Annotated in this window: 17 protein-coding genes and 1 tRNA gene; 4 read left to right on the top strand and 14 right to left on the bottom strand. The window is 73.0% G+C overall.

What is annotated here, in order from left to right:
• Window position 1: 1 nt before the first annotated feature.
• From ruvA to pgsA, 9 genes are all read right to left on the bottom strand, one after another.
• The gene (gene ruvA / locus ACYVOO_RS14815) at window positions 2–634 is read right to left on the bottom strand and encodes a Holliday junction branch migration protein RuvA (RefSeq protein ID WP_461016107.1); all 633 of its coding nucleotides are present in this window, start codon (window positions 632–634) and stop codon (window positions 2–4) included.
• Entirely contained in the window at window positions 631–1,242 is a 612-nt protein-coding gene (gene ruvC, locus ACYVOO_RS14810; protein WP_461016189.1) for a crossover junction endodeoxyribonuclease RuvC, read from the bottom strand. The genes ruvA and ruvC overlap by 4 nt, the downstream gene beginning before the upstream one ends.
• Before the next feature lie 239 nt (window positions 1,243–1,481).
• Window positions 1,482–2,240, bottom strand: a complete 759-nt coding sequence (locus tag ACYVOO_RS14805; protein ID WP_453350206.1) for a YebC/PmpR family DNA-binding transcriptional regulator — start codon at window positions 2,238–2,240, stop codon at window positions 1,482–1,484.
• Between the two features lie 113 nt (window positions 2,241–2,353).
• Entirely contained in the window at window positions 2,354–2,974 is a 621-nt protein-coding gene (gene pdxT, locus ACYVOO_RS14800) for a pyridoxal 5'-phosphate synthase glutaminase subunit PdxT (protein ID WP_461016106.1), read from the bottom strand.
• 95 nt (window positions 2,975–3,069) lie between these two features.
• Window positions 3,070–3,993 carry a pyridoxal 5'-phosphate synthase lyase subunit PdxS gene (pdxS, locus tag ACYVOO_RS14795; RefSeq protein ID WP_461016105.1) on the bottom strand — a complete coding sequence of 308 codons (924 nt, stop codon included), beginning with the start codon at window positions 3,991–3,993 and terminating at the stop codon, window positions 3,070–3,072.
• Window positions 3,994–4,206: 213 nt separating this feature from the next.
• Entirely contained in the window at window positions 4,207–4,764 is a 558-nt protein-coding gene (locus tag ACYVOO_RS14790) for a hypothetical protein (protein ID WP_453350203.1), read from the bottom strand.
• Window positions 4,765–4,826: 62 nt separating this feature from the next.
• Window positions 4,827–5,999, bottom strand: coding sequence for a glycosyltransferase family 4 protein (locus ACYVOO_RS14785; protein WP_461016104.1), 1,173 nt, complete (start codon window positions 5,997–5,999; stop codon window positions 4,827–4,829).
• The gene (locus tag ACYVOO_RS14780; protein ID WP_461016103.1) at window positions 5,996–6,910 is read right to left on the bottom strand and encodes a phosphatidylinositol mannoside acyltransferase; all 915 of its coding nucleotides are present in this window, start codon (window positions 6,908–6,910) and stop codon (window positions 5,996–5,998) included. Before ACYVOO_RS14780 ends, ACYVOO_RS14785 begins: the two co-directional genes overlap by 4 nt.
• The gene (gene pgsA, locus ACYVOO_RS14775) at window positions 6,907–7,557 is read right to left on the bottom strand and encodes a phosphatidylinositol phosphate synthase (RefSeq protein ID WP_461016188.1); all 651 of its coding nucleotides are present in this window, start codon (window positions 7,555–7,557) and stop codon (window positions 6,907–6,909) included. The genes ACYVOO_RS14780 and pgsA overlap by 4 nt, the downstream gene beginning before the upstream one ends.
• Before the next feature lie 386 nt (window positions 7,558–7,943).
• Here pgsA and ACYVOO_RS14770 point away from each other — a divergent pair, with 386 nt between their 5' ends.
• On the top strand, window positions 7,944–10,151 hold the full coding sequence (locus ACYVOO_RS14770; RefSeq protein ID WP_461016102.1) for an elongation factor G-like protein EF-G2: 2,208 nt from the start codon (window positions 7,944–7,946) through the stop codon (window positions 10,149–10,151).
• Window positions 10,152–10,257: 106 nt separating this feature from the next.
• Window positions 10,258–11,928 carry a hypothetical protein gene (locus ACYVOO_RS14765; protein ID WP_461016101.1) on the top strand — a complete coding sequence of 557 codons (1,671 nt, stop codon included), beginning with the start codon at window positions 10,258–10,260 and terminating at the stop codon, window positions 11,926–11,928.
• An 87-nt stretch (window positions 11,929–12,015) separates the two neighbouring features.
• Here ACYVOO_RS14765 and ACYVOO_RS14760 read toward each other — a convergent pair whose 3' ends face one another.
• The 3 genes from ACYVOO_RS14760 to ACYVOO_RS14750 all read right to left on the bottom strand — a co-directional run bounded on the left by ACYVOO_RS14760 (window position 12,016) and on the right by ACYVOO_RS14750 (window position 15,803).
• Window positions 12,016–12,576, bottom strand: coding sequence for an HIT family protein (locus ACYVOO_RS14760; protein WP_461016100.1), 561 nt, complete (start codon window positions 12,574–12,576; stop codon window positions 12,016–12,018).
• Window positions 12,577–12,650: 74 nt separating this feature from the next.
• Window positions 12,651–14,630, bottom strand: coding sequence for a threonine--tRNA ligase (gene thrS / locus ACYVOO_RS14755; protein ID WP_461016099.1), 1,980 nt, complete (start codon window positions 14,628–14,630; stop codon window positions 12,651–12,653).
• Between the two features lie 90 nt (window positions 14,631–14,720).
• The gene (locus ACYVOO_RS14750; RefSeq protein WP_461016098.1) at window positions 14,721–15,803 is read right to left on the bottom strand and encodes a hypothetical protein; all 1,083 of its coding nucleotides are present in this window, start codon (window positions 15,801–15,803) and stop codon (window positions 14,721–14,723) included.
• 110 nt (window positions 15,804–15,913) lie between these two features.
• Between ACYVOO_RS14750 and ACYVOO_RS14745 the strand changes: the two genes are divergently transcribed.
• The gene (locus ACYVOO_RS14745; protein ID WP_461016097.1) at window positions 15,914–16,621 is read left to right on the top strand and encodes a 3'-5' exonuclease family protein; all 708 of its coding nucleotides are present in this window, start codon (window positions 15,914–15,916) and stop codon (window positions 16,619–16,621) included.
• 507 nt (window positions 16,622–17,128) lie between these two features.
• Here the strand turns inward: ACYVOO_RS14745 and ACYVOO_RS14740 are convergent.
• Window positions 17,129–17,200 (bottom strand) — tRNA-Val (locus ACYVOO_RS14740).
• Window positions 17,201–17,248: 48 nt separating this feature from the next.
• Window positions 17,249–17,722: an SRPBCC family protein gene (locus ACYVOO_RS14735; RefSeq protein WP_461016096.1), complete on the bottom strand. Its 474-nt coding sequence runs from the start codon at window positions 17,720–17,722 to the stop codon at window positions 17,249–17,251.
• Window positions 17,723–17,807: 85 nt separating this feature from the next.
• Between ACYVOO_RS14735 and ACYVOO_RS14730 the strand changes: the two genes are divergently transcribed.
• Window positions 17,808–20,918, top strand: a complete 3,111-nt coding sequence (locus tag ACYVOO_RS14730; protein WP_461016095.1) for an SCO7613 C-terminal domain-containing membrane protein — start codon at window positions 17,808–17,810, stop codon at window positions 20,916–20,918.
• Window positions 20,919–20,952: the final 34 nt, after the last annotated feature.

Genomic DNA, 20,952 nt, shown 5'->3' with positions numbered 1-20,952 from the left:
ATCAGCGTGCCCGGTTCAGCGTCTGGAGCGCGGCGCGCAGCAGCTGCGGGACGGGCGGCTCGGTGCCCCCGGCGAGCGCGGCCTCGGCCTGGGGCGCGACGGCGGACACGGCCTCGTCGGCCTCGCGGGTGGCGTAGCCGAGGCCGATCAGCGCGGCGTGGAGCTGATCGCGCCAGCCCGCCGTCGCGGCGGTGCCGACGCCCTGGTGCGCGCTGTGCGTGCCGGTGCCGACGGGCTCCCCGAGGCGGTCCTTCAGCTCCAGCATCAGCTTCTGGGCGCCCTTCTTGCCGATGCCGGGCACGGCCGTCAGCGCCTTCTCGTCCCCGCTGGAGACGGCGACCCGCAGGGCGTCGGGCGCGTGGACGGCGAGCATGGCCTGGGCGAGTCTGGGGCCGACCCCGCTGGCGGTCTGGAGCAGTTCGAAGATCTGCCGTTCGTCGTCGTCGGCGAAGCCGTAGAGGGTGAGGGAGTCCTCGCGGACGACGAGGGAGGTGGCGAGCTTGGTCTCCTCGCCGACGCGCAGTCCCGCGAGAGTGCCGGGGGTGCACTGGACGGCCATGCCGATGCCGCCCACCTCGACCACGGCGGCGTCGGGGGCGAGGGCAGCGACGGGGCCGGAGACGAAGGCGATCATCGGTTGTTGCCTTTCGGTGCGCGGACGGTTCCGGCGGCCGGGGCCGCCTGCGCGGCTCCCTGGCCGGTGGGGCGGCGGGGGGCGTGGGCCGCGTGCGCCGCGTGGGCCTGCTGGAGCCTGTTGAGGCGCTGCTGCACGGGGGCGCGCCAGATGTGGCAGATGGCGAGCGCGAGCGCGTCGGCGGCGTCCGCCGGTTTCGGTGGCGCTTCCAGCCGCAGCAGGCGGGTGACCATGGCGCCGACCTGGGCCTTCTCCGCGCGGCCCGAGCCCGTGACGGCCGCCTTGACCTCGCTCGGGGTGTGCAGCGCGACGGGCAGCCCGCGCCGTGCCGCGCAGAGCATGGCGACGGCGCTGGCCTGGGCCGTGCCCATGACGGTGCGCACGTTGTGCTGGCTGAACACCCGCTCCACGGCGACGGCTTCGGGCCGGTGCGTATCGAGCCATTCCTCGATGCCGCGCTCGATGAGCACGAGCCGGTCCGGGATCTCGGCATCGGCCGGGGTACGCACCACGCCGACCCCCGTCATCGTCAGGGGGCGGCCAGCGACGCCGTCGACCACGCCGATCCCGCAGCGGGTCAGCCCCGGGTCAACTCCCAGCACGCGCACCGCGGCCCTCCCCTTCTCGCGCGCCCGGTGCGGTCCGCCGCACCCGAGCCCGCTCGCTTCGGTCACCTGTTCCTGTGTTGTCGCAGGTTAGCGGCTGGGACCGACAACGCGGGGACGGGCTGGCGGGAGCGGGCGCGATGCGCTCGTTCAGGGGAGGCGGACGGCGCCGGAGGAGCGGGCACGCGGCCCGGGGCGTGCCCCGGACCGCCGCCCGATGCCCACTCGGGCCAGGCGCCTGCTCAGGCGTCGACCTGGGCCATGACCTCGTCGGACACGTCGAAGTTGGCGAAGACGTTCTGCACGTCGTCGCTGTCCTCCAGCGTGTCGATCAGCTTGAAGATCTTGCGGGCGCCGTCCTCGTCCAGCGGGACCTGCACGCTGGGGAGGAAGTTGTTGTCCGCCGACTCGTAGTCGATGCCGGAGTCGACGAGCGCCGTACGGACCGCGACCAGGTCGGTGGCCTCGCTGATGACCTCGAAGTTCTCGCCCAGGTCGTTGACTTCCTCGGCACCCGCGTCGAGCACGGCGCCCAGCACGTCGTCCTCGGTGAGGCCGTCCTCGCCCTTGGGGACGATCACGACGCCCTTGCGGTTGAAGAGGTACGAGACCGAGCCCGGGTCGGCCATCGAGCCGCCGTTGCGGGTCATGGCGACGCGGACGTCGGAGGCGGCGCGGTTGCGGTTGTCGGTGAGGCACTCGATGAGGACGGCGACGCCATTGGGGCCGTAGCCCTCGTACATGATCGTCTCGTACTCCTTGCCGCCCGCCTCAAGACCGGCACCGCGCTTGACCGCGCTGTCGATGTTCTTGTTGGGGACCGAGCTCTTCTTCGCCTTCTGGATGGCGTCGTAGAGGGTCGGGTTGGCGGCGGGGTCGGCGCCTCCCATGCGGGCCGCGACCTCGATGTTCTTGATCAGCTTCGCGAAGAGCTTGCCGCGCTTGGCATCGATCACGGCCTTCTTGTGCTTGGTGGTTGCCCACTTAGAGTGGCCGGACACAGCCTCGCTCCTTCAAAGTCACCAACAGAATCAACGCGGCGATCCTACCGCCAGGCACGCAGCGTACAGACCTGCCCGCCGCTCCTGACCCGGCGCCGGACTCACGGCCGGGCTCAGGCGACCTCCGCCGCGGGCGCTTCGGCCGCCGCGCGGACCATGTCCACGAAGAGCCCGTGGACCCTGTGGTCGCCCGTCAGCTCCGGGTGGAAGGACGTGGCCAGCAGGTTCCCCTGCCGTACGGCGACCGCGTGTCCCTCGTACGTGGCCAGGACCTCGGTCACCGCGCCCGTCGACTCGACCCAGGGCGCACGGATGAAGACGCCCTCGACGGGGCCGCCCGCCACGCCCGCCATGTCGACGGCCGCCTCGAAGGACTCGTTCTGCCGCCCGAAGGCGTTACGGCGCACGATCATGTCGATGCCGCCGACGGTCTCCTGGCCAGAGCGCGGGTCGAGGATCTTGTCGGCGAGCAGGATCATGCCCGCGCACGAGCCGTAGGCGGGCAGGCCCGCGCGTACGCGCTCGCGCAGCGGCTCCAGCAGCCCGAAGGCGGCGGCCAGCTTGGAGATAGTCGTCGACTCCCCGCCCGGCACGACCAGCCCCTCGACCGCGGCCAGCTCCTCGGGACGGCGCACGGAAACGGCCCGCGCGCCCGCGCCGTCGAGCGCGGCGAGATGCTCGCGGACGTCGCCCTGGAGGGCGAGGACGCCGACGATGGGGGTGCGGGTACTCACGGGGTTTCTCTCTCCTCCGTACTCACGGACGTGCTCACGATCTCGCCGCGCGGTGCCGTACGGCACCGCGCGGAACCCGGCTCGAACCGCGCAGGTCACCAGCCCCGGGAGGCGTAGCGCTCGCCCTCGGGGAGCGTGTCGCAGTTGATGCCGACCATGGCCTCGCCCAGGCCGCGCGAGACATCCGCGATGATCTTGGGGTCGTCGTAGAACGTGGTGGCCTTGACGATGGCGGCGGCGCGCTTGGCCGGGTCGCCCGACTTGAAGATGCCGGAGCCGACGAAGACACCCTCGGCCCCGAGCTGGCGCATCAGCGCGGCGTCGGCCGGGGTGGCCACGCCACCGGCGGAGAAGAGCACGACGGGCAGCTTGCCGAGCGCCGCGACCTCCTTGACCAGCTCGTACGGGGCACGCAGCTCCTTGGCGGCGGCGTACAGCTCGTTGTTGTCCAGGGCCTTGAGCTTGCCGATCTCGCCCTTGATCTGACGCATGTGGCGCACGGCCTCGACGATGTTGCCCGTGCCCGCCTCGCCCTTGGAGCGGATCATGGCCGCGCCTTCGGCGATGCGGCGCAGTGCCTCGCCGAGGTTGGTGGCGCCGCAGACGAACGGGGTGGTGAAGGCGAACTTGTCGCTGTGGTTGACCTCGTCGGCGGGGGTCAGCACCTCGGACTCGTCGATGTAGTCGACGCCGAGGGCCTGGAGCACCTGGGCCTCCACGATGTGGCCGATGCGGGACTTGGCCATCACGGGGATGGAGACGGCGTTGATGATGCCGTCGATCATGTCCGGGTCGGACATGCGGGCGACGCCGCCGTCCTTGCGGATGTCGGCGGGGACCCGCTCCAGGGCCATGACCGCGACGGCTCCGGCGTCTTCGGCGATCTTCGCCTCTTCCGGTGTGACGACGTCCATGATCACACCGCCCTTGAGCTGCTCGGCCATGCCGCGCTTGACGCGCGCTGTGCCGGTCTCGGGGGTCTGTGCGGCGGACGGGGCGGGCGACGACGGGGTGGACACGGTTTGACCTCACTCGACGGTATGCGCTGCGACAGGACCACGTCAGGTCCGTACGCCTACCGTCACCGACCAGGGGCGCGGCGGAAAAGGTCCAATCCGCGTGCGGTGGCCTGCCCCCGCACGCCTCGCGAGCGGCCGACGCACGCCACCGCGCCCCGGCCCGTCGGCCCGGCCCAGTCCGGACCAGCCCAGTCCGGCCCGGTCCGGCCCGCCTCAGCGCTCCCCCGGCCTTCCCGCCGCCAGCGCCGCGGGCGGCTCGTCGTCCATCTCGAAGGCCAGCGGGAAGGGCGCGTGGCCCGCCAGCCGGAACCAGCGGACCTTGCGGTGCCGCCGCAGGGCGCGGGCCGCGCGGACCGCGTCGTTGTGGAAGCGTCGCGCCATCGGGACCCGGCGCACGGCCGCGATCAGCTCCGCCGTGGTCTCCTCGCCGCCCGGCGCCTGCCGTACGGCCTCCGCCTGCGCGTCCTCGGCGAACACCGCGCGCAGCGCCTGGCTCAGCTCGCTCTCGGCGACCTCGCGCTGCTCCTCCTCGGCCTGCCGCGCGTCGTGCGCCGCCTGGTAGAGCACGATCGAGGCGGCCGGGTCGAGCACCCCGGAGGTGCCCAGTTCCTGTGCGATGGAGGCGCGGCGCAGCAGTTGCGCGTCGAGTGCCGCCTTGGCCGCGTCGATCCGCGCGTGCAGCCGGTCCAGGCGTCCGGCGGTCCAGCTCAGATAGACGCCGATCAGCAGCAGGGCTACGGCGAGGAGGATCAGGGTGGTCATCGTGGGCATCGTTGCGGCGCTCCCGTGTGTGGTCGGCCCGTGTGTGGTCGGTCGGTACGGCGGCCGACCGGTCAGTCCCGCGCCAGGCCGAGGCGGGCGCGCAGTCCGGTGCGCTCGTCGGGCGCCACGGAGGCGGCGCCGTCGGTGACGGTCTCGTAGACGGAGAGGATCTCGGCGCCGACGGTGGACCAGTCGAAGCGGCGCACGTGACGGCTGCCCCGCTCCCGCAGCTCCGTCAGCCGCGCGGGGTCGGCGAGGAGGCGCAGCGCGGCGGTGGCCAGCGCGTCCTCGTTCTCATTGGCGAACAGCTCCCCGGCCTCCCCCTGGTCCAGCACCTGCGCGAAGGCGTCCAGGTCGGAGGCGAGGACCGGAGCCCCTGACGACATCGCCTCGACGAGGATGATGCCGAAGGACTCGCCGCCGGTGTTGGGCGCGACGTACAGGTCCACGCTGCGCAGCAGCCGCGCCTTGTCCTCGTCGCTGACCATGCCGAGGAACTCGACGCGCTCGCGCATCTCCTCGGGCAGCCCGGCGACGGCCTCCTCCTCGTCGCCGCGGCCCGCGACCAGCAGCCGGGTGCCGGGCAGCTCCTCCCAGATGCGGGGCATGGCCCGCATCAGCACGGGCAGGCCCTTGCGCGGCTCGTCGATGCGGCCGATGAAGCCGATCGTGCGGGCCTCGGGCGTGCCCTGCCACTCCTGCTTCGTCTCGGCGCGCGCGAAGAAGTCGACGTCGACGCCGTTGGGGATGACCACGGCGTCGCCGCCCAGGTGCTCGACGAGGGTGCGGCGCGCGTACTCGCTGACCGCGATGCGCGCGCTGATCTTCTCCAGCGCGGGCTGGAGGATCGGATACGCGGCGATCATCGCCCGCGAGCGCGGGTTGGAGGTGTGGAAGGTGGCCACGATGGGGCCCTGCGCTGCCCAGCAGGTGAGCAGCGCGAGGGAGGGCGAGGCGGGCTCGTGGATGTGCAGGACCTCGAAGTCGCCGTCGTGCACCCAGCGGCGCACCCGGGCCGCCGAGAGGAAGCCGAAGTTGAGCCGGGCCACCGAGCCGTTGTACGGCACGGGAACCGCGCGCCCCGCCGACACCACGTACGGGGGCAGCGGGGTCTCGTCGTCGGACGGTGCCAGGACGGACACCTGATGACCGAGGCGGATCAGATGCTCGGCCAGATCGCGGATGTGGAACTGGACGCCGCCCGGCACGTCCCAGGAGTACGGGCAGACGATCCCGATCCTCATGCGGTCTCCCCCTCTCGCGGCTCCAGGTCGGAGAGCCACAGCCGTTGCAGCATGTGCCAGTCCTCGGGGTGCTCGGCGATGCCCCCCGCGAAGGCGTCGGCGACGGCCTGGGTCATGGCCGCGCTCTTCTCCTTGCGCGTCCCCTCCGACGGCACCTCGACGGGCGCGTGCACCCGCCCCTGCATCACGGGGGACTCGTCGTACCAGAGCGTGACGGGCAGCAACAGCGCCCCCGTCTGCTGGGCGAGCATGGCGGGCCCGGCGGGCATCCGCGCCGTGTCGCCGAAGAAGGACACCTCGACGCCCGAGGCCGACAGGTCGCGGTCGGCGACGAGGCACACGAGCCCGCCCGCGCGCAGCCGCCGCGCCAGGGTGCCGAAGGCCGAGCCGCCCGAGTGCGGGAGCACCTCCATGCCCAGGCCCTCGCGGTAGGCGACGAAGCGGTCGTAGAGCGACTCGGGCTTGAGCCGTTCGACGACGGTGGTGAAGGGCGTCTTCAGCTCGGTGGTGAGGTAGGCGCCCGCCAGGTCCCAGTTGGCCATGTGCGGCAGGGCGAGGATGACGCCGCGGTCCGAGTCGATGCCGTCGGTCAGCCGTTCCACGTCGTGCACGTGGACGCCGCCGCGGATGCGCTGCTCGCTCCAGGCGGGCAGCCGGAACGACTCCATCCAGTAGCGCAGGTACGAGCGCATGCCCGCCCTCGTCAGCTCCCGCTGGCGCGCGGGCGAGGCGTCGGGCACGACGCGGGCGAGGTTGGACTCCAGCCGTCGCACGCCCTTGCCGCGCCGCCGCACCGCCGCGTCGGCGATCCGCCTGCCCATGCCCACGGCGACGGGCTCGGGCAGCTTGCGTACCCCGGCCCAGCCGAGCTGGTAGAGGGAGTCGGTGAGCCTGTCCTTGGCGGCGCTCATGCGGCACCTCCCGCCTCTGCCTCGGCCTCGGCGGCCTCGCGGCGCACGGTCACGACGCGCTGGCCAAGGGTGACGGCGCTGCCGATGGCCACCACCCACAGGGCGACGGGCAGCAGGACTCCGATGTACGGGACGCCGAAGGCGGTGAAGCCGGAGAGCCCGGCGAGGACCAGGGTGATCACCAGGCGCTCGGCGCGCTCGACGAGTCCGTTGACGTTCACGGGCAGGCCGATGCTCTCGCCCCGTGCCTTGGTGTAGGAGACGACCTGGCCGCTGGCGAGGCAGAAGATGGTCACCGCGCACATCGTGACGCTGTCGCCGCCACCCGCGTACCAGAGGGCGATCCCGCCGAAGACGGCCGCGTCGGCGACCCGGTCCAGGGTCGAGTCGAGAAAGGCGCCCCATCTGCTGGAGCGCCCCAGTTGGCGGGCCATGTTGCCGTCCACCAGGTCCGAGAAGACGAACAGGGTGATGACGACGGTGCCCCAGAAGAACTCGCCGATCGGGTAGAAGACCAGGGCGCCCGCCATGACACCGCCGGTGCCGATCAGCGTGACCGTGTCGGGACTCACTCCGAGGCGCAGCAGCAGTGCGGCGAATGGGGTGAGAACACGCGTGAAGAAGGCACGCGCGTACTTGTTCAGCATGGCCGTCCCGAAGGTCGATAGCGAGCCGGGTGGCGGTGCGGCCACCGGCGGGCCCATCGTAGCCAGGCGGCACCGGCCCGCCGCGAAGGGATCGCGGCGAGCGTCGCGGGCGCGCGCGACCGGCACCGGCGGTGCCCCCACGGGCCCGCGCGCGGCTTCCGCCCGGGCCCCGCAGCGGGGCGCGCGCGGATTCCGCTTACGCCCTCCGGGACCCCCGCACGGCGCCCCGTGACGCGACCGTGTCCCACGTATGGACGCTTGTCGACTGCGGTGGAAAGCTCGAAGAACCGCGGGGTCCGTGCACCACCGCGAAGTTCACGAACCCCGGCCCGGACATTCAGCGACATTCAGCACCGTCCAGCAGGTGCCGACCGGAAGGCGGGAACATGGGCGACAAAGCGAGCGCACACCCCGGAGCCGCCGGCAGGGCAGCGGCGGCCGACCGCCCCTCCTCCGTACGGAATGTGGTGCTGGTCGGCCACAGCGGTTCGGGAAAGACGACCCTGGTCGAAGCACTCGCCCTGACCTCGGGCGCGGTGAACCGGGCGGGCCGGGTCGAGGACGGCGGCTCCCTGTCCGACTACGACGAGATCGAGCACCGGCAGCAGCGCTCCGTGCAGCTCTCGCTCGTACCGGTGGAGTGGAACGGCGTCCGTATCAATCTCCTGGACACTCCCGGTTACGCCGACTTCGTCGGCGAACTCAGGGCCGGTCTGCGCGCGGCGGACGCGGCCCTCTTTGTGGTCTCGGCAGCGGACGGCGTGGACGGCGCGACCCGGATGCTGTGGGACGAGTGCGCCATCGTGGGCATGCCGCGGGCGATCGTCGTGACGCATCTGGACGCCGCGCGGGCCGACTTCGAGGAGATGACGGCGATCTGCCAGCGCGTCTTCGGGGGCGACGACCCCGACGCCGTGATCCCCCTCTACCTCCCACTGCACGGCGAGACGGGCCCGGACGGGCACGCGCCCGTGGCCGGACTGATCGGGCTGCTCTCGCAGCGGCTCTTCGACTACACCTCGGGCGCCCGTGCCGAGCGCGACCCCGAGGAGGGCCACCTTCCGCTGATCGAGGAGGCCCGCAACCGGCTCATCGAGGGCATCATCTCGGAGAGCGAGGACGAGACCCTCATGGACCGCTACCTCGGCGGCGAGGAATGCGACATCAAGACGCTGACCGAGGACCTGGAGAAGGCCGTCGCACGCGGTGTCTTCCACCCCGTGCTGGCGGCGGCGCCCGCGCCCGAGAACGGCACCCAGGGCCTGGGCACCGTCGAGCTGCTTGAGCTGATCACCGGCGGCTTCCCGACCCCGGAGGAGCGCGAGATCCCGGGCGTGACGACCCCGCAGGGAGCCCCGCGCCCCGCGCTGACCTGCGACCCCGAAGGACCGCTGGCCGCCGAGGTCGTCAAGACCTCCTCCGACCCGTACGTCGGCCGCGTCTCCCTCGTCCGCGTCTTCTCCGGCACCCTGCGCCCCGACGAGACGGTGCACGTCTCCGGGCACGGCCTGGACGACCAGGCGCACGAGGCCCGCCCCCTCCACGAGGCGGACGAGCGCATCGGCGCCCTGTCCGTCCCCTTCGGCAAGCAGCAGCGCCCCGTCACCAGGGCCGTCGCGGGCGATCTGGCCTGCGTCGCCAAGCTGAGCAGGGCCGAGACGGGCGACACCCTCTCGGCCAAGGAGGTCCCGCTGCTCATGGAGCCCTGGGTCATGCCCGACCCGCTCCTGCCCGTGGCCATCCAGGCGCACGGCAAGTCCGACGAGGACAAGCTCTCCCAGGGGCTGGCGCGGCTGGTCGCCGAGGACCCCACGATGCGGCTGGAGCAGAACCCGTACACCCACCAGCTCGTCCTGTGGTGCCTGGGCGAGGCGCACGTGGACGTCGCCCTGGAGCGGCTGCGCACGCGCTACGGGGTCCAGGTGGACGCCGTCCCGCACAAGGTCTCGCTCCGTGAGACGTTCGCCGAGAAGGCGGAGGGGCGCGGGCGCCATGTGAAGCAGTCCGGGGGCCACGGCCAGTACGCCATCTGCGAGATCACCGTCGAACCGCTGCCGGAGGGCTCGGGCATCGAGTTCGTGGACAAGGTGGTCGGCGGCGCCGTACCCCGGCAGTTCATCCCGTCCGTCGAGAAGGGCGTACGGGCGCAGGCCGCCAAGGGCGTCGCGGCCGGATACCCCCTCGTGGACATCCGCGTCACCCTCCGCGACGGCAAGGCGCACTCCGTCGACTCCTCCGACGCCGCCTTCCAGACGGCGGGCTCGCTCGCGCTGCGCGAGTGCGCCGCCGCCTCGCGCATCCACCTGCTGGAACCGGTGGCCGAGCTGGCCGTCATGGTCGCCGACGAGTACGTCGGCTCCGTGATGAGCGACCTGTCAGGGCGGCGCGGCCGGGTCTCGGGCACCGAACAGGTCCCGGGCGGCACGACGCTGGTACGGGCGCAGATCCCCGAGATCGAGATCGGCCGGTACGCGGTGGACCTGCGGTCGCTCTCGCACGGGACGGGCCGGTTCTCCCGTACGTACGCGTGCCACGAGCCGATGCCGCAGCAGTTGGCCACCAAGATCCTGGAGGCGGAGGGGAACGGCGGCTGAGCACCACTACGCTGGGGCAAGAGGTGTGCCGACCACGGCAGTTGGGAAAAGGGCCGGTGGTCGGCACACACGCGCACATGTCAGCGCACGGTGAAGTGGGGGTTCAGTGGCCGGATTCGACGATCGCAGCAGCGGTGAGGTGGCGTCCGACTTCCGTCCGGGCGCACAGATCCCGCTCTCCGGTTCCGGCGGGCAGACGGCGGCCACACAGGCGCTCGCCTCCGCCGCCTACCGGGACGGGCCCGTGACGGATCTGCTGAAGGCCAACGACGGCGCGTCGGTGAAGAAGCCGAGAATCTCGCTGTTCGAACCCAACCTGGGCGAGGCGTTCTCCCGCGCCGTCCAGGTGCGCATGCTGGGCGGCGCCCGCAAGGCGCTCATCCAGTCCTTCGGCATCGAGCCGCAGTCCGTGGTGGAGCACTGCCTGGCCGCCAACCGCGTCCGCAAGGACCGGGACTCCCGGCTGACGGTGATCATGGTCTTCTTCGGGCTGGTCTTCCTGCCCGGGGTCCTGGTGTGGCTGCTCGCCTTCCAGTTGCGCCGCGCCATCGCGGGCGCGCAGAACAAGCGCATGGGCGCACTCGGCATGGCGGCCATGGTCGCGCTGGGCGGCCTGGGCGTGCTCTTCCTGCTGAAACTGCCGATCTCCGGCTTCTGGGGCCTCTATCTGCGCGCGATGCTCGTCGCCCCCATCGTCGGCTGGCTGTGGGCCAAGCAGGTCTGCGAGAAGTACGCGAAGATCCTGCGCGGCCAGTGGGAGCAGCTGCTCGGCGGCGGCGGGGTCGGCGCGAAGATCCCCGAGGCGGTCCCCCAGGACCCGAACGACGCGGGCGCCGAACGCATCAGGCTCGGCCTGGCCAAGCTGTCGGCCGAGCAGTCCAGCAACCTCGTCTACTACGCGGGCCCCAAGGGGATACTGGGCATGGGCACCCGCTGGGGAAGCTGGCAGCTCGCCGAGGAGCTGACGCCCAAGGAGGCGGACACCGACATCAACCCGTTCCGCAGCTGGGACGTGGTGCGCGCCATCCACGACCAGCTCCGGCTGCTGGAGCGCAAGCCGATCCACACCGGCGGCTTCCCCACTCCCTCGATACGGCACTGGATCGTCTCGCCCATCGGCGAGGGCGCCAAGGGCGTGACGCGTCCTGAGGGCCAGGAGGTCGAGGGCTACCGCATCAAGGACTTCGAGATACAGCGGATCTGCAACGAGCAGCAGTTCGGCAGCGGCAACCGCCACTATCTGGGCGTCCAGTTCGTACTGTGGGACGGCCAACTGGTCATCACCCTGCTGACCACGGTCACCGTGCTCCACCACACCCTGCGCATCGAGGTCACCGGGCACGCGCTCGGCCCGGTGCACCCCCTCTTCACGACGAAGCCCTCGCCCAAGAAGAAGGAGGTCTCCAAGAGCGTGCGGTTCTGGGAGACCAAGTCGGTGACGCTGCCGCTGGTGGAGGCGGGCGAGGTCGTACGGCTCACCGCGCGGGCCCCGTTCACCTGGTTCCCGCCCGTGCTGGACTTCCTGGGCGGCAAGCTGAGCCTGCCGGAGCCCTTCGGGCTGCGGCACGCCTGGGCGGACAAGCCGTGGCGCCACCGCTTCATGGCCGACGACGCGCTGCGCGCCGCGACGCCCGTGCTGCGGGTGGTGCACGACGCGGCCATCCGCGTGCTCGAGGAGAACAACTGCGACACGGCGCGCTTCGGCGCCCGTTCCCTCACCCTCAGCGGGATGGTGCAGGGCGCGACGCCGGGCAAGGCGGACGACTACGGCGTCTGACGCCGTCCACGCGAACGGCCGGAGGGGCCGGCAGGGCATGTGCCCTGCCGGCCCCTCCGGCCGTCGTCCGTGGGTCCGCCGTGCGCTTCAGCCCTCGGGCCAGGCGGCGGCGAGCATCGTGCGCGTGTCGGCCAGGAGCTGCGGCAGCACCTTGGTCTGGCCGACGACGGGCATGAAGTTGGTGTCGCCTCCCCAGCGCGGCACGACGTGCTGGTGCAGATGCGCGGCGATGCCCGCACCCGCGACCGCGCCCTGGTTCATGCCGATGTTGAAGCCGTGCGCCCCGGAGGCGGTGCGCAGGGCCGTCATGGCCCGCTTGGTGAAGTCCGCCAGCTCGACGGTCTCCTCGGCGTTCAGGTCGGTGTAGTCGGCGACGTGCCGGAAGGGCAGCGTCATGAGGTGCCCGGAGTTGTACGGGTAGAGGTTCAGCACCGCGTACACGTGTTCCCCGCGCGCGATGACGAGCCCGTCCTCGTCGCTCTTGGCCGGGATCGTGCAGAAGGGACAGCCTTCGTCGGCGCCCGGACCGCTCGGCTTGTTCTCGCCCTGGATGTACGCCATGCGGTGCGGCGTCCACAGCCGCTGGAACGCGTCAGGCGTCCCGACCCCGATCTGCTGCTCCGGCTCGCTCGTCATGCGGACCAGCATATTCGTCCCCCGCTCCGGGACACGACGAGGGGCGGCCCGCGCCGGACCGCCCCTTTCTCACGCCTCCGCCCGGCTCACACCTGGACGCGGCGCTCCACGGCGTCGAGGATCTCCGCGATGGCCTCGTCACGCGGGACGCCGTTCTTCTGCGTCCCGTCGCGGTAGCGGAAGCTGACCGCTCCGGCCGCGACGTCGTCATCACCAGCGATGATCATGAACGGCAGTTTGGACTTCTGGGCGTTACGGATCTTCTTCTGCATCCGGTCCGACGAGGCGTCGACCTCCATCCGCAGCCCCTTGGCCTTCGCCTGCGCGGCGAACTCCGTCAGGTACGGCACGTGGTCGTCGCCGATCGGGATGCCGACGGCCTGGACCGGGGCCAGCCACGCCGGGAACGCGCCCGCGTAGTGCTCCAGCAGCACCGCGAAGAACCGCTCGATCGAGCCGAAGAGCGCCCTGTGGATCATGACGGGGCGCTGGCGGGAGCCATCGGCCGCGGTGTACTCGAGGTCGAAGCGCTCGGGCAGGTTGAAGTCCACCTGGATGGTCGACATCTGCCAGGTGCGGCCGATCGCGTCCCGCGCCTGCACGGAGATCTTCGGCCCGTAGAAGGCGGCGCCGCCCGGGTCCATGACCAGTTCGAGGCCCTGCTTGCCCGCCGCCGCGCGGAGGGTCTCGGTGGCCTCTTCCCAGTTCTCGTCCGAGCCGATGAACTTCTCCGGGTCCTTGGTGGACAGCTCCAGGTAGAAGTCCTCCAGGCCGTAGTCGCGCAGCAGGTTGAGGACGAAGGTGAGCAGGCTGTCCAGCTCGTCCGCCATCTGCTCCTTGGTGCAGTAGATGTGCGCGTCGTCCTGGGTGAAGCCGCGGGCCCGGGTCAGACCGTGCACGACGCCGGACTTCTCGTAGCGGTACACGGTGCCGAACTCGAACAGCCTCAGGGGCAGTTCGCGGTAGCTCCGCCCCCGCGCGTCGAAGATCAGGTTGTGCATCGGGCAGTTCATGGGCTTGAGGTAGTAGTCCGTGCCCTCGTCGAGCTGCATGGGCGGGTACATGCCGTCGGCGTACCAGTCCAGGTGGCCCGACTTCTCGAACAGCTTCCCCTTGGTGGCGTGCGGGGTGTACACGAACTCGTACCCCCCCTCCTCGTGCCGCCGACGGGAGTAGTCCTCCATGGTGCGGCGGATGATGCCGCCCTTGGGGTGGAAGACGGCGAGGCCCGAGCCGATGTCCTCCGGGATGGAGAAGAGGTCCAGCTCGGCGCCGAGCTTGCGGTGGTCGCGCTTCTCGGCCTCGGCGAGGAACTCCAGATGCGCCTTCAGCTCGTCCTTCGTCGGCCACGCGGTGCCGTAGAGCCGCTGGAGCTGCTTGTTCTTCTCGCTGCCCCGCCAGTAGGCGGCGGCGGAGCGCATCAGCTTGAACGCGGGGATGGCGCGGGTGCTGGGCAGGTGCGGGCCCCGGCAGAGGTCCTTCCAGCACAGCTCGCCGCTCTTGGGGTCGAGGTTGTCGTAGATCGTCAGCTCGCCCGCGCCGACCTCGGCCGAAGCGCCCTCGGCCGCGTCCGCCGCTGAGCCCTTGAGGCCGATCAGCTCCAGCTTGTACGGCTCGTCGGCCAGCTCCGCGCGGGCTTCGTCGTCCGTGGTGACACGGCGCGAGAAGCGCTGCCCCTGCTTCTGGATCTGCTGCATCTTCTTCTCGATGCGCTTCAGGTCCTCGGGGGTGAAGGGCTCGGCGACGTCGAAGTCGTAGTAGAAGCCGTTCTTGATGGGCGGACCGATGCCCAGCTTGGCCTCGGGGAACAGTTCCTGCACGGCCTGGGCCATGACGTGCGCGGTGGAGTGGCGCAGGATGTCGAGGCCGTCGTCGCTGGTGATGTCGACCGGCTCGATCTCGTCGCCGTCGGCCGGCTCGTACGCGAGGTCCTTCAGCTCCCCCGCGACCCGGGCCGCGACGATCGAGCGCTCGCCCTCGAAGAGAGCGGCGGCCGTAGTGCCCGTCGTCACCACGCGCTCTTCCCGCTCGGAATCGCGTTGAATGGTCACACGGACGTCTGACACCGGTCTCTCCTGACTCTCACCTGGACGCGCCGACGAGCGTCGCGCGCAGCTCGAATCGTACCGATCCCGGCGGCCTCTCCGCGAAAGGGTTCACCCGCGACGGCCGCCGTCCGGGGCGGGCGCGGCGGGCGGCGCGGGCGGGGGCGGCCCGGACGTGCCGAGGGCGCGGCCGAAGCCGTCGAGTCCCTCGCCGAGCGACTTCATCAGCCGCTCCCGCTCGGCCGCCTCCACGGGCACCGGTGCGACGCCGTGGGCGCCGCTGACCCTGCGGAAGCCGCCCCTGCTCTCCAGTTGCCCGCTGACCAGTAGCGGCAGCCCGGCCAGATGGGCGTGCACGGCGATCCGGTACGCCTCGGCCTCCAGCCACACCCGCACCTGCGCCACCTCGGCCCCGTCCCGCACGCGCAGCCGTACCGCCCCTGGCCCGTCCGGCTCGCTCCTGCGCATCCGCACCACGTCCCCGGTGAGCCGCACCGCCTGGGAGGGCTCGATGGTCACGTAGCGGTGTGCCGCCTGTTGCAGTGCCGCCTGGTCGCCGGGGGTGAAGACGACGGGCGCGGGGCGGCGCGGACAGTCCGGGGGCGGGCCGCTGAGGCGCGACCAGCCGACGGTGACGCGCACGCCCTCGCTGCCGCGCACGGACTGGAGCAGCGCCTCCATCAGCTCGTGGCTGACGCCCAGCTCGACGGCCGCGTCGAAGGGTTCCATGGCGCCGCTGGAACGGTGGAGGCTGACGGCCTCGCGCGCTGCGCGCAACGCGCGGTACAGCGCGACGGCCTCCTCCCTGCCGCCCGCGACGGGGATCCGGGCCGCGAGGGTGCGCCCGCCCACCGGGTCGGCCTGCGCCTGCGCGTCGGAAGCGCGCGCTCCCCGTGCCGCGCCCGCGCCCGTCCTGGTGCGTACGGGGGCTGAGCGGGGCGGGAGCCCTGGGGACTCGTCGAAGGTGACGCGCTCCAGGAAGGCGTCCGCTTCCTGCTCGTAACGGGCGCCGTAGAAGCCCGCGCGGGCGCGGGCCGCGAGGGCACCGGCACGCAGCATGGCGCGCGCTGCGCCGTTCATCTTCTGCCGGGCGCTCCACGTCGCCACCCGGTTGCCGTCGGGCAGCTGGCGCCACCAGTGGATCTCGTCGGTGTCCTGCGCGTCCACTCGCATCAGGGTCTCCGTCTGCGGCATGTCCCCTCTGGTCTCCTCACCCGCCCGCGCGTGCCGCAAACTGCCGTGGTTGGCCGGGCTCGTGGTGCGGTATCACCTGCACGGAGCCGTCCGGACGCGGGGGTTGGGACATGACGTTCTGGTACGAGGGTCCGCTCACCGCCTTCGCCGCGCTTCCCGGACCCTCGGGGGGCCGCGCTGGAGGCGACGCGGAGAGGGACCGGATCGCGTCGACGGCGCTGGTGGGGCAGCCGTGGGCGGGGGCGCCGGTAGCGGTGCGGCACTGGGTGGTGGAGACGGGGGTTCCCGGGCACGACACGGGCCCGGTCGTGGAGGAGCTGGCCAGGGCGATGGCGTGGCACGAGGCGTCGGGCACCCCGCTGGTGGTGATGAACGCGCCGTACGGGCTGACGCTGCTGGACCGCGAGTTGAGACGGCACAGGGGTGCGTCGCTGGCCGTCTATCTGCACCGCTCCTCGCTGTGCGTCCTGGACCCGCTGGTCCTGCACCGCCATCTGGACCGGGCGCACCGTGACCGCCGTTCACTCGACGCGCTGTGCGCGGTGTACGGGACCGCGACGTCCTCCGTCGCGACGAACGACGCGGTGGTGAGCGACGCGGTCATGGAGGCTCTGACAGCGCTTGATGTCCTACGGGCCGTGGGGCGCCGCTATGCGACGCGGCTGGCGCCGCTCAGGCCCGCCGAACTGCACACGCTCCAGGCGGTGTGGCACGCCACGCAGGCGCGGGGCCTGTCCGCCTGGTTCGCCCGCGAGGGCACGGACCACCCCGTCGACCCGGCCTGGCCCCTACGCGCCCACTGCCTGAGCGCGCTCTGACCGCTCGGGCGGGGGCGCGGCACGTGCGGGGACACGGAACGGAGGACGCACCCCGCCTCGTCCACGAACCCCCGCCCCGCCCCGCCCCGACCAGCGCGGCCACCGCCGCGAGGCGCGGAGCGGCGCAGCGGAGCCGTAGTCAGGAGCCGCGGGAGCGGCGAAGCGAGCCCGCCCCGGGGCCGGGGGCGGGGGCGGGACGACGCAGCAAGGCGCAGCCGAGCCGGAATCAAGAGCCGCAGGGCGGCGAAGTGAGGCGCAGCCGAACAAGCCAGCCCCCCAGGGCGAACCGCCCCGCAGGAACCGGGGCGGCGCCGCGAGGCGCAGCCGAGCAAGCTCGCCCACCCGCCCAACCACCCGCACCCCGCAACGAACCGTCACCCACCACCCCGCCTCCGGCAGGGGGTGCGGGTGGCGAAGCCCCCGCCAACGCGAGGCGCAGCCGAGCACAACACGAAGCAGGCGACGCGGTCCACGCTTTCCGTGGACACACGTCGCCTGTCGACTGAATGGGCGATACTGGGTTCGAACCAGTGACCTCTTCGGTGTGAACGAAGCGCTCTTCCGCTGAGCTAATCGCCCTCGCGCCGCGTTTTCGCGGTGCGGTACGGCAGAACCATACAGTGCCGCTCACGCTTCATCCAAACCTCTTCCCAGCCGTGCCCGCAGCCCTCGCTGTCCGGCCCGCATCATCAGCGTGTGGTTGGCCAGGAACAGGGGCCGTCCGGGGACGGCGAGGAGCCGCAGCAGTGGCTTGCGGACCTCCACTTCCTGTTCGAAGAGGGCGGTGGTGCCCCGGGCGTTCGCGACGAGCGTCCAGCGGGCCCAGCCTTCCAGGTCCCCGCTCATCGTGATCTCCAGTACCCCGGTGCGGGGGTCGCGGCGCGACTCGCGGGCGGTGACGAGGAGGTCGTACGGGAGGAGGGAGCGGAAGCGCGCGGTGCCAGAGCGGGTGTCCAGGCCGTCGACCTGGCGGACCTGGGGCCACCAGGTGGGGTAGTTCTCGGCGTCCGCCAGTACGGCGAAGACCTCGTCGGGCGGCGCCGCCAGCCGCCACAGGCTGCGGAAGCGGTAGTGGTGCCACTGCCTGGTCACGGCGCTCACGGTCCTCCCTGCGCGGGGATACTCAGCCGACGTCTGAGTATCCCCGCTCATGCCGCCGGCGAAAGGTGCGCAGCACACTCCGGGCATGGAGAGGAATCACCCGCCCGTGTACTGCCCCGGCTGTCAGTGGCCGGTACCCGCGCCGGAGCAGGTGACGACGGTGTGTCCGCGCTGCGGGCTGCCGCTCGTGGGGTCGGTTCCGGTCCGGTTGCGGGAGATCGACGGCGAGCTGCGGGCGCTGGATGCGCGGCGCGGCACGCTGCTCTCCCTGCGCCACCAGCTGCTGGCCGAACTCCGTGCGGGTACCGCTCCCCCGCCCGTACCGCCCGCGGGCGGGGGCCCCGCTCGTCCGGCGGCGGCCTGGGCCCCGCCCTCTTCCGGGACTCCGGGCGCGCCGCATTCGCGCGCTCCTGGCGGGGCCGCGCCGCCGACCGCGCAGAACGTGCTGCTGACCCTCGGCGGGGTGCTCCTGGCCGTGGCCGCGCTCGCGTTCACGCTGGTGAGCTGGGGTTCCATGGGGATCGGCGGGCGCGCCGCGGTGCTCGCCGTGGTGACGGCGGGCACGCTGGCCGTGCCCGCGCTGCTGCTGCGCAGGGCGCTGAGGTCGACGGCTGAGTGCGTCGCCGCGCTGGGGATGCTGCTGCTCGTGCTCGACGCGTACGCGCTGTACTCCGTCACGTTCACCGGCGCCGACGGCTGGGCCTACGCCGCCACGGCGTGCGCGGTGATCGCCGTCGTCGGGGCCGGTTACGGTCTGCTCCTGCCGCGCCCGGGGCTGCGGCTGCCCGTGCCGGGAGCGCTGTGTCTCGCCCAACTGGCGCCGCTGCTGTGGGCCGTCGCCGCCGACGCGGGCCCGTGGGGCTTCGCGTGGACGCTGCTGGCGACGGCCGGCGGCGATGTGGCGCTGGCCGTGGTGTGCGGGCGCTCCGCGCGCGTCGGCGGCAGGGTGCCGGGGCTGGTGACGACGGCGGCCGTCACCGCCGGGGTCGCCGCCTGCCCGGCGCTGGCGCTGGGGCTCGGCCTCTCGGTCGCGGCCGTGGACGCCGCCTCGGCGGCTCGCGCGGGCGCGGTGCTCGCGGCGCTGACGGTGCTGGCCCTGTACGCGGCGCGGGCCGCGCGCTTCGCGGGGCACGGGACGCTGGGCGGCGCCCTCTCCGTCGCGGGAGGGCTGACGCTGCTCGCCGGTGCGGGCGGTCTCGTACGGGTCGCCGTGCCCTCGCCGCAGTGGTGGGTGCCGGGGTATCTGCTGTGCGCGGTACTGCTGTTGGCCGCCGTCTCTGTGCTCGCGGCGCCCGGGTCCGGGGCCCGCTCCGGGCCCGTCCCGTGGCTGCGTCCGCATGCGGACGGGCTGCGGCTGGCGGCCCTGTGCGTGCACGGCTGCGCCCTGCTGTGGACCGTGCCCGCCGTGCTCCAGGCGGTCTGGGGGCCGCTGAGCTGGGCGGGACGGGTGTGGGAGGGGGCGCCTGACGGGGTCCGTGCAGCACTGACGCCCGGCACGGACTGGGTGGGCGGCCCCGGGGCGCCCGTGGTCCTGGGCGCGACGACGGCGGTCCTGGCCCTGGCGCCCCATGTACTTCCCGCCCCGTGGACGGCGGCGGGTACGGTCCCGGAGGCCCCTGCCGGTATCCGGAACCCCGACCGTGCGGGAACCCCTGTCCACGCGGGCCCGAACCTCCACAGCACGGGCGAGGACCCTGCCCGCACAGGCGGGGGCCCTGTCCACACGGGCGGGGGCACCGGCCACACGGAAGCGGCGACCGGCCATAGGGGCGGGAACGCCAGCCGCACGGGCAAGGGTCCCGGCCACACGGACACGAGCCCTCACCGCACGGGCGAGGACTCCAGCCGCACATGCGAGGACCCCGACCGCACGGTCGGGGGCCCTGGCCACACGGGCCCGAACCCTCAACGCACGGGCGGGAATCCCGACCGCACAGGCGAGGGCACCGGCCACACAGACACGAACCCCCACCGCACAAGCGAGGACCCTGCCCGCGCGGACACGAACCCCCGTCACGCGGGCGGGGAGGACCCCCTCCGGACGGACGCCGAGGCCGCGTCCCCCGGCCCCGCGTGGGCGCCGCGTGCCGTCGCCTCGGCCGTGGTTACGGGGGCGGCGGCCGTCGTCGTGTTGCCGAGCGCGATCGGGCTGCCGTACGTCGTCGCGGTGGGCGTCTCGCTGCTGCTGGTTCTGGCGTTGCTGGCGGCGGCCGTCGTCGTACGGACGCATCCGGCCGGGCCCATCGCGCTCGGCGCGGCCCTCGCCGTGGCCGCCGGGGCGACGGGGCTGGCGCTGGCGGAGCGCGCTGTCACGCTCGTCGCGCTCGCCGTACTCGCCGCCGCCTTCGCGCTCGCGGCCCCGCTCGGCACCCCCGGCCCTCGCCGCGCCGTGACCGCCTGTGCGTCGGCGCTCGCGGCGGCCGGGCTCGCCGTGGCGGCCTCGGCGGCGCTGGGGGCCGAGGCGCATCAGGCCGCGTTCGCGCTGCTGGGTGTCGGCTTCCTGACGCTCGGGGCCGCGGCGGCCCTGCGCCGGGACGCCGTCGTGGCGGTTCCGCTGGAGGCGACGGCTGTGGCGGCCGGCGTGGGCGGGCTGGCGCTCGCCGGGGGCCGTCCGGCCGCGTTCTCGCTGGCCCTCGCGCTGTGCGGGGTGGCTGCCGCCGCCGTGGCGCTGCGGGCCGACCGCCGCCCCTGGGCCGGGTACGTGTCCGGGGCGCTCTTGCTGTGCGCGACGTGGACGCGGCTGTACGCGTCGGAGATCACGACGCCCGAGGCGTACACGCTCCCCGTAAGCGCCCTGCTGCTGCCCGTCGGCCTGCTGCGGCGGCGGCGCGACGACGGCGTCTCCTCGTGGGCGGCCTACGGGCCCGGGCTGGCCGCGAGTCTGCTGCCGAGCCTCGTCGCCGCGTGGGGCGACCCGGACTGGCCGCGTCCGCTGCTGCTGGGCACGGTGAGTCTCGGTCTCACGCTGGCGGGCGCCCGGCTGCGGATGCTGGCGCCGCTGCTGCTCGGCGGCGCGGTGCTGGGTCTTGTGGGGGTGCACGAGCTGGCCCCGTATCTCGCTCAGGTCGTCGGCGCGCTGCCGCGCTGGGTGGCGCCCGCGCTGGCCGGGGCGCTGCTGCTCGTGGTCGGGGCGACCTACGAGCAGCGGCTCAGGGACGCGCGGCGCCTGCGCACCGCCCTGTCCCGGATGCGCTGACCCTGCCCGTCGACGTCGAAGCGCACACGGGGTG

The organism is Streptomyces daliensis (assembly GCF_054782395.1).
This window is presented reverse-complemented; position numbering and strand designations above follow the sequence as displayed.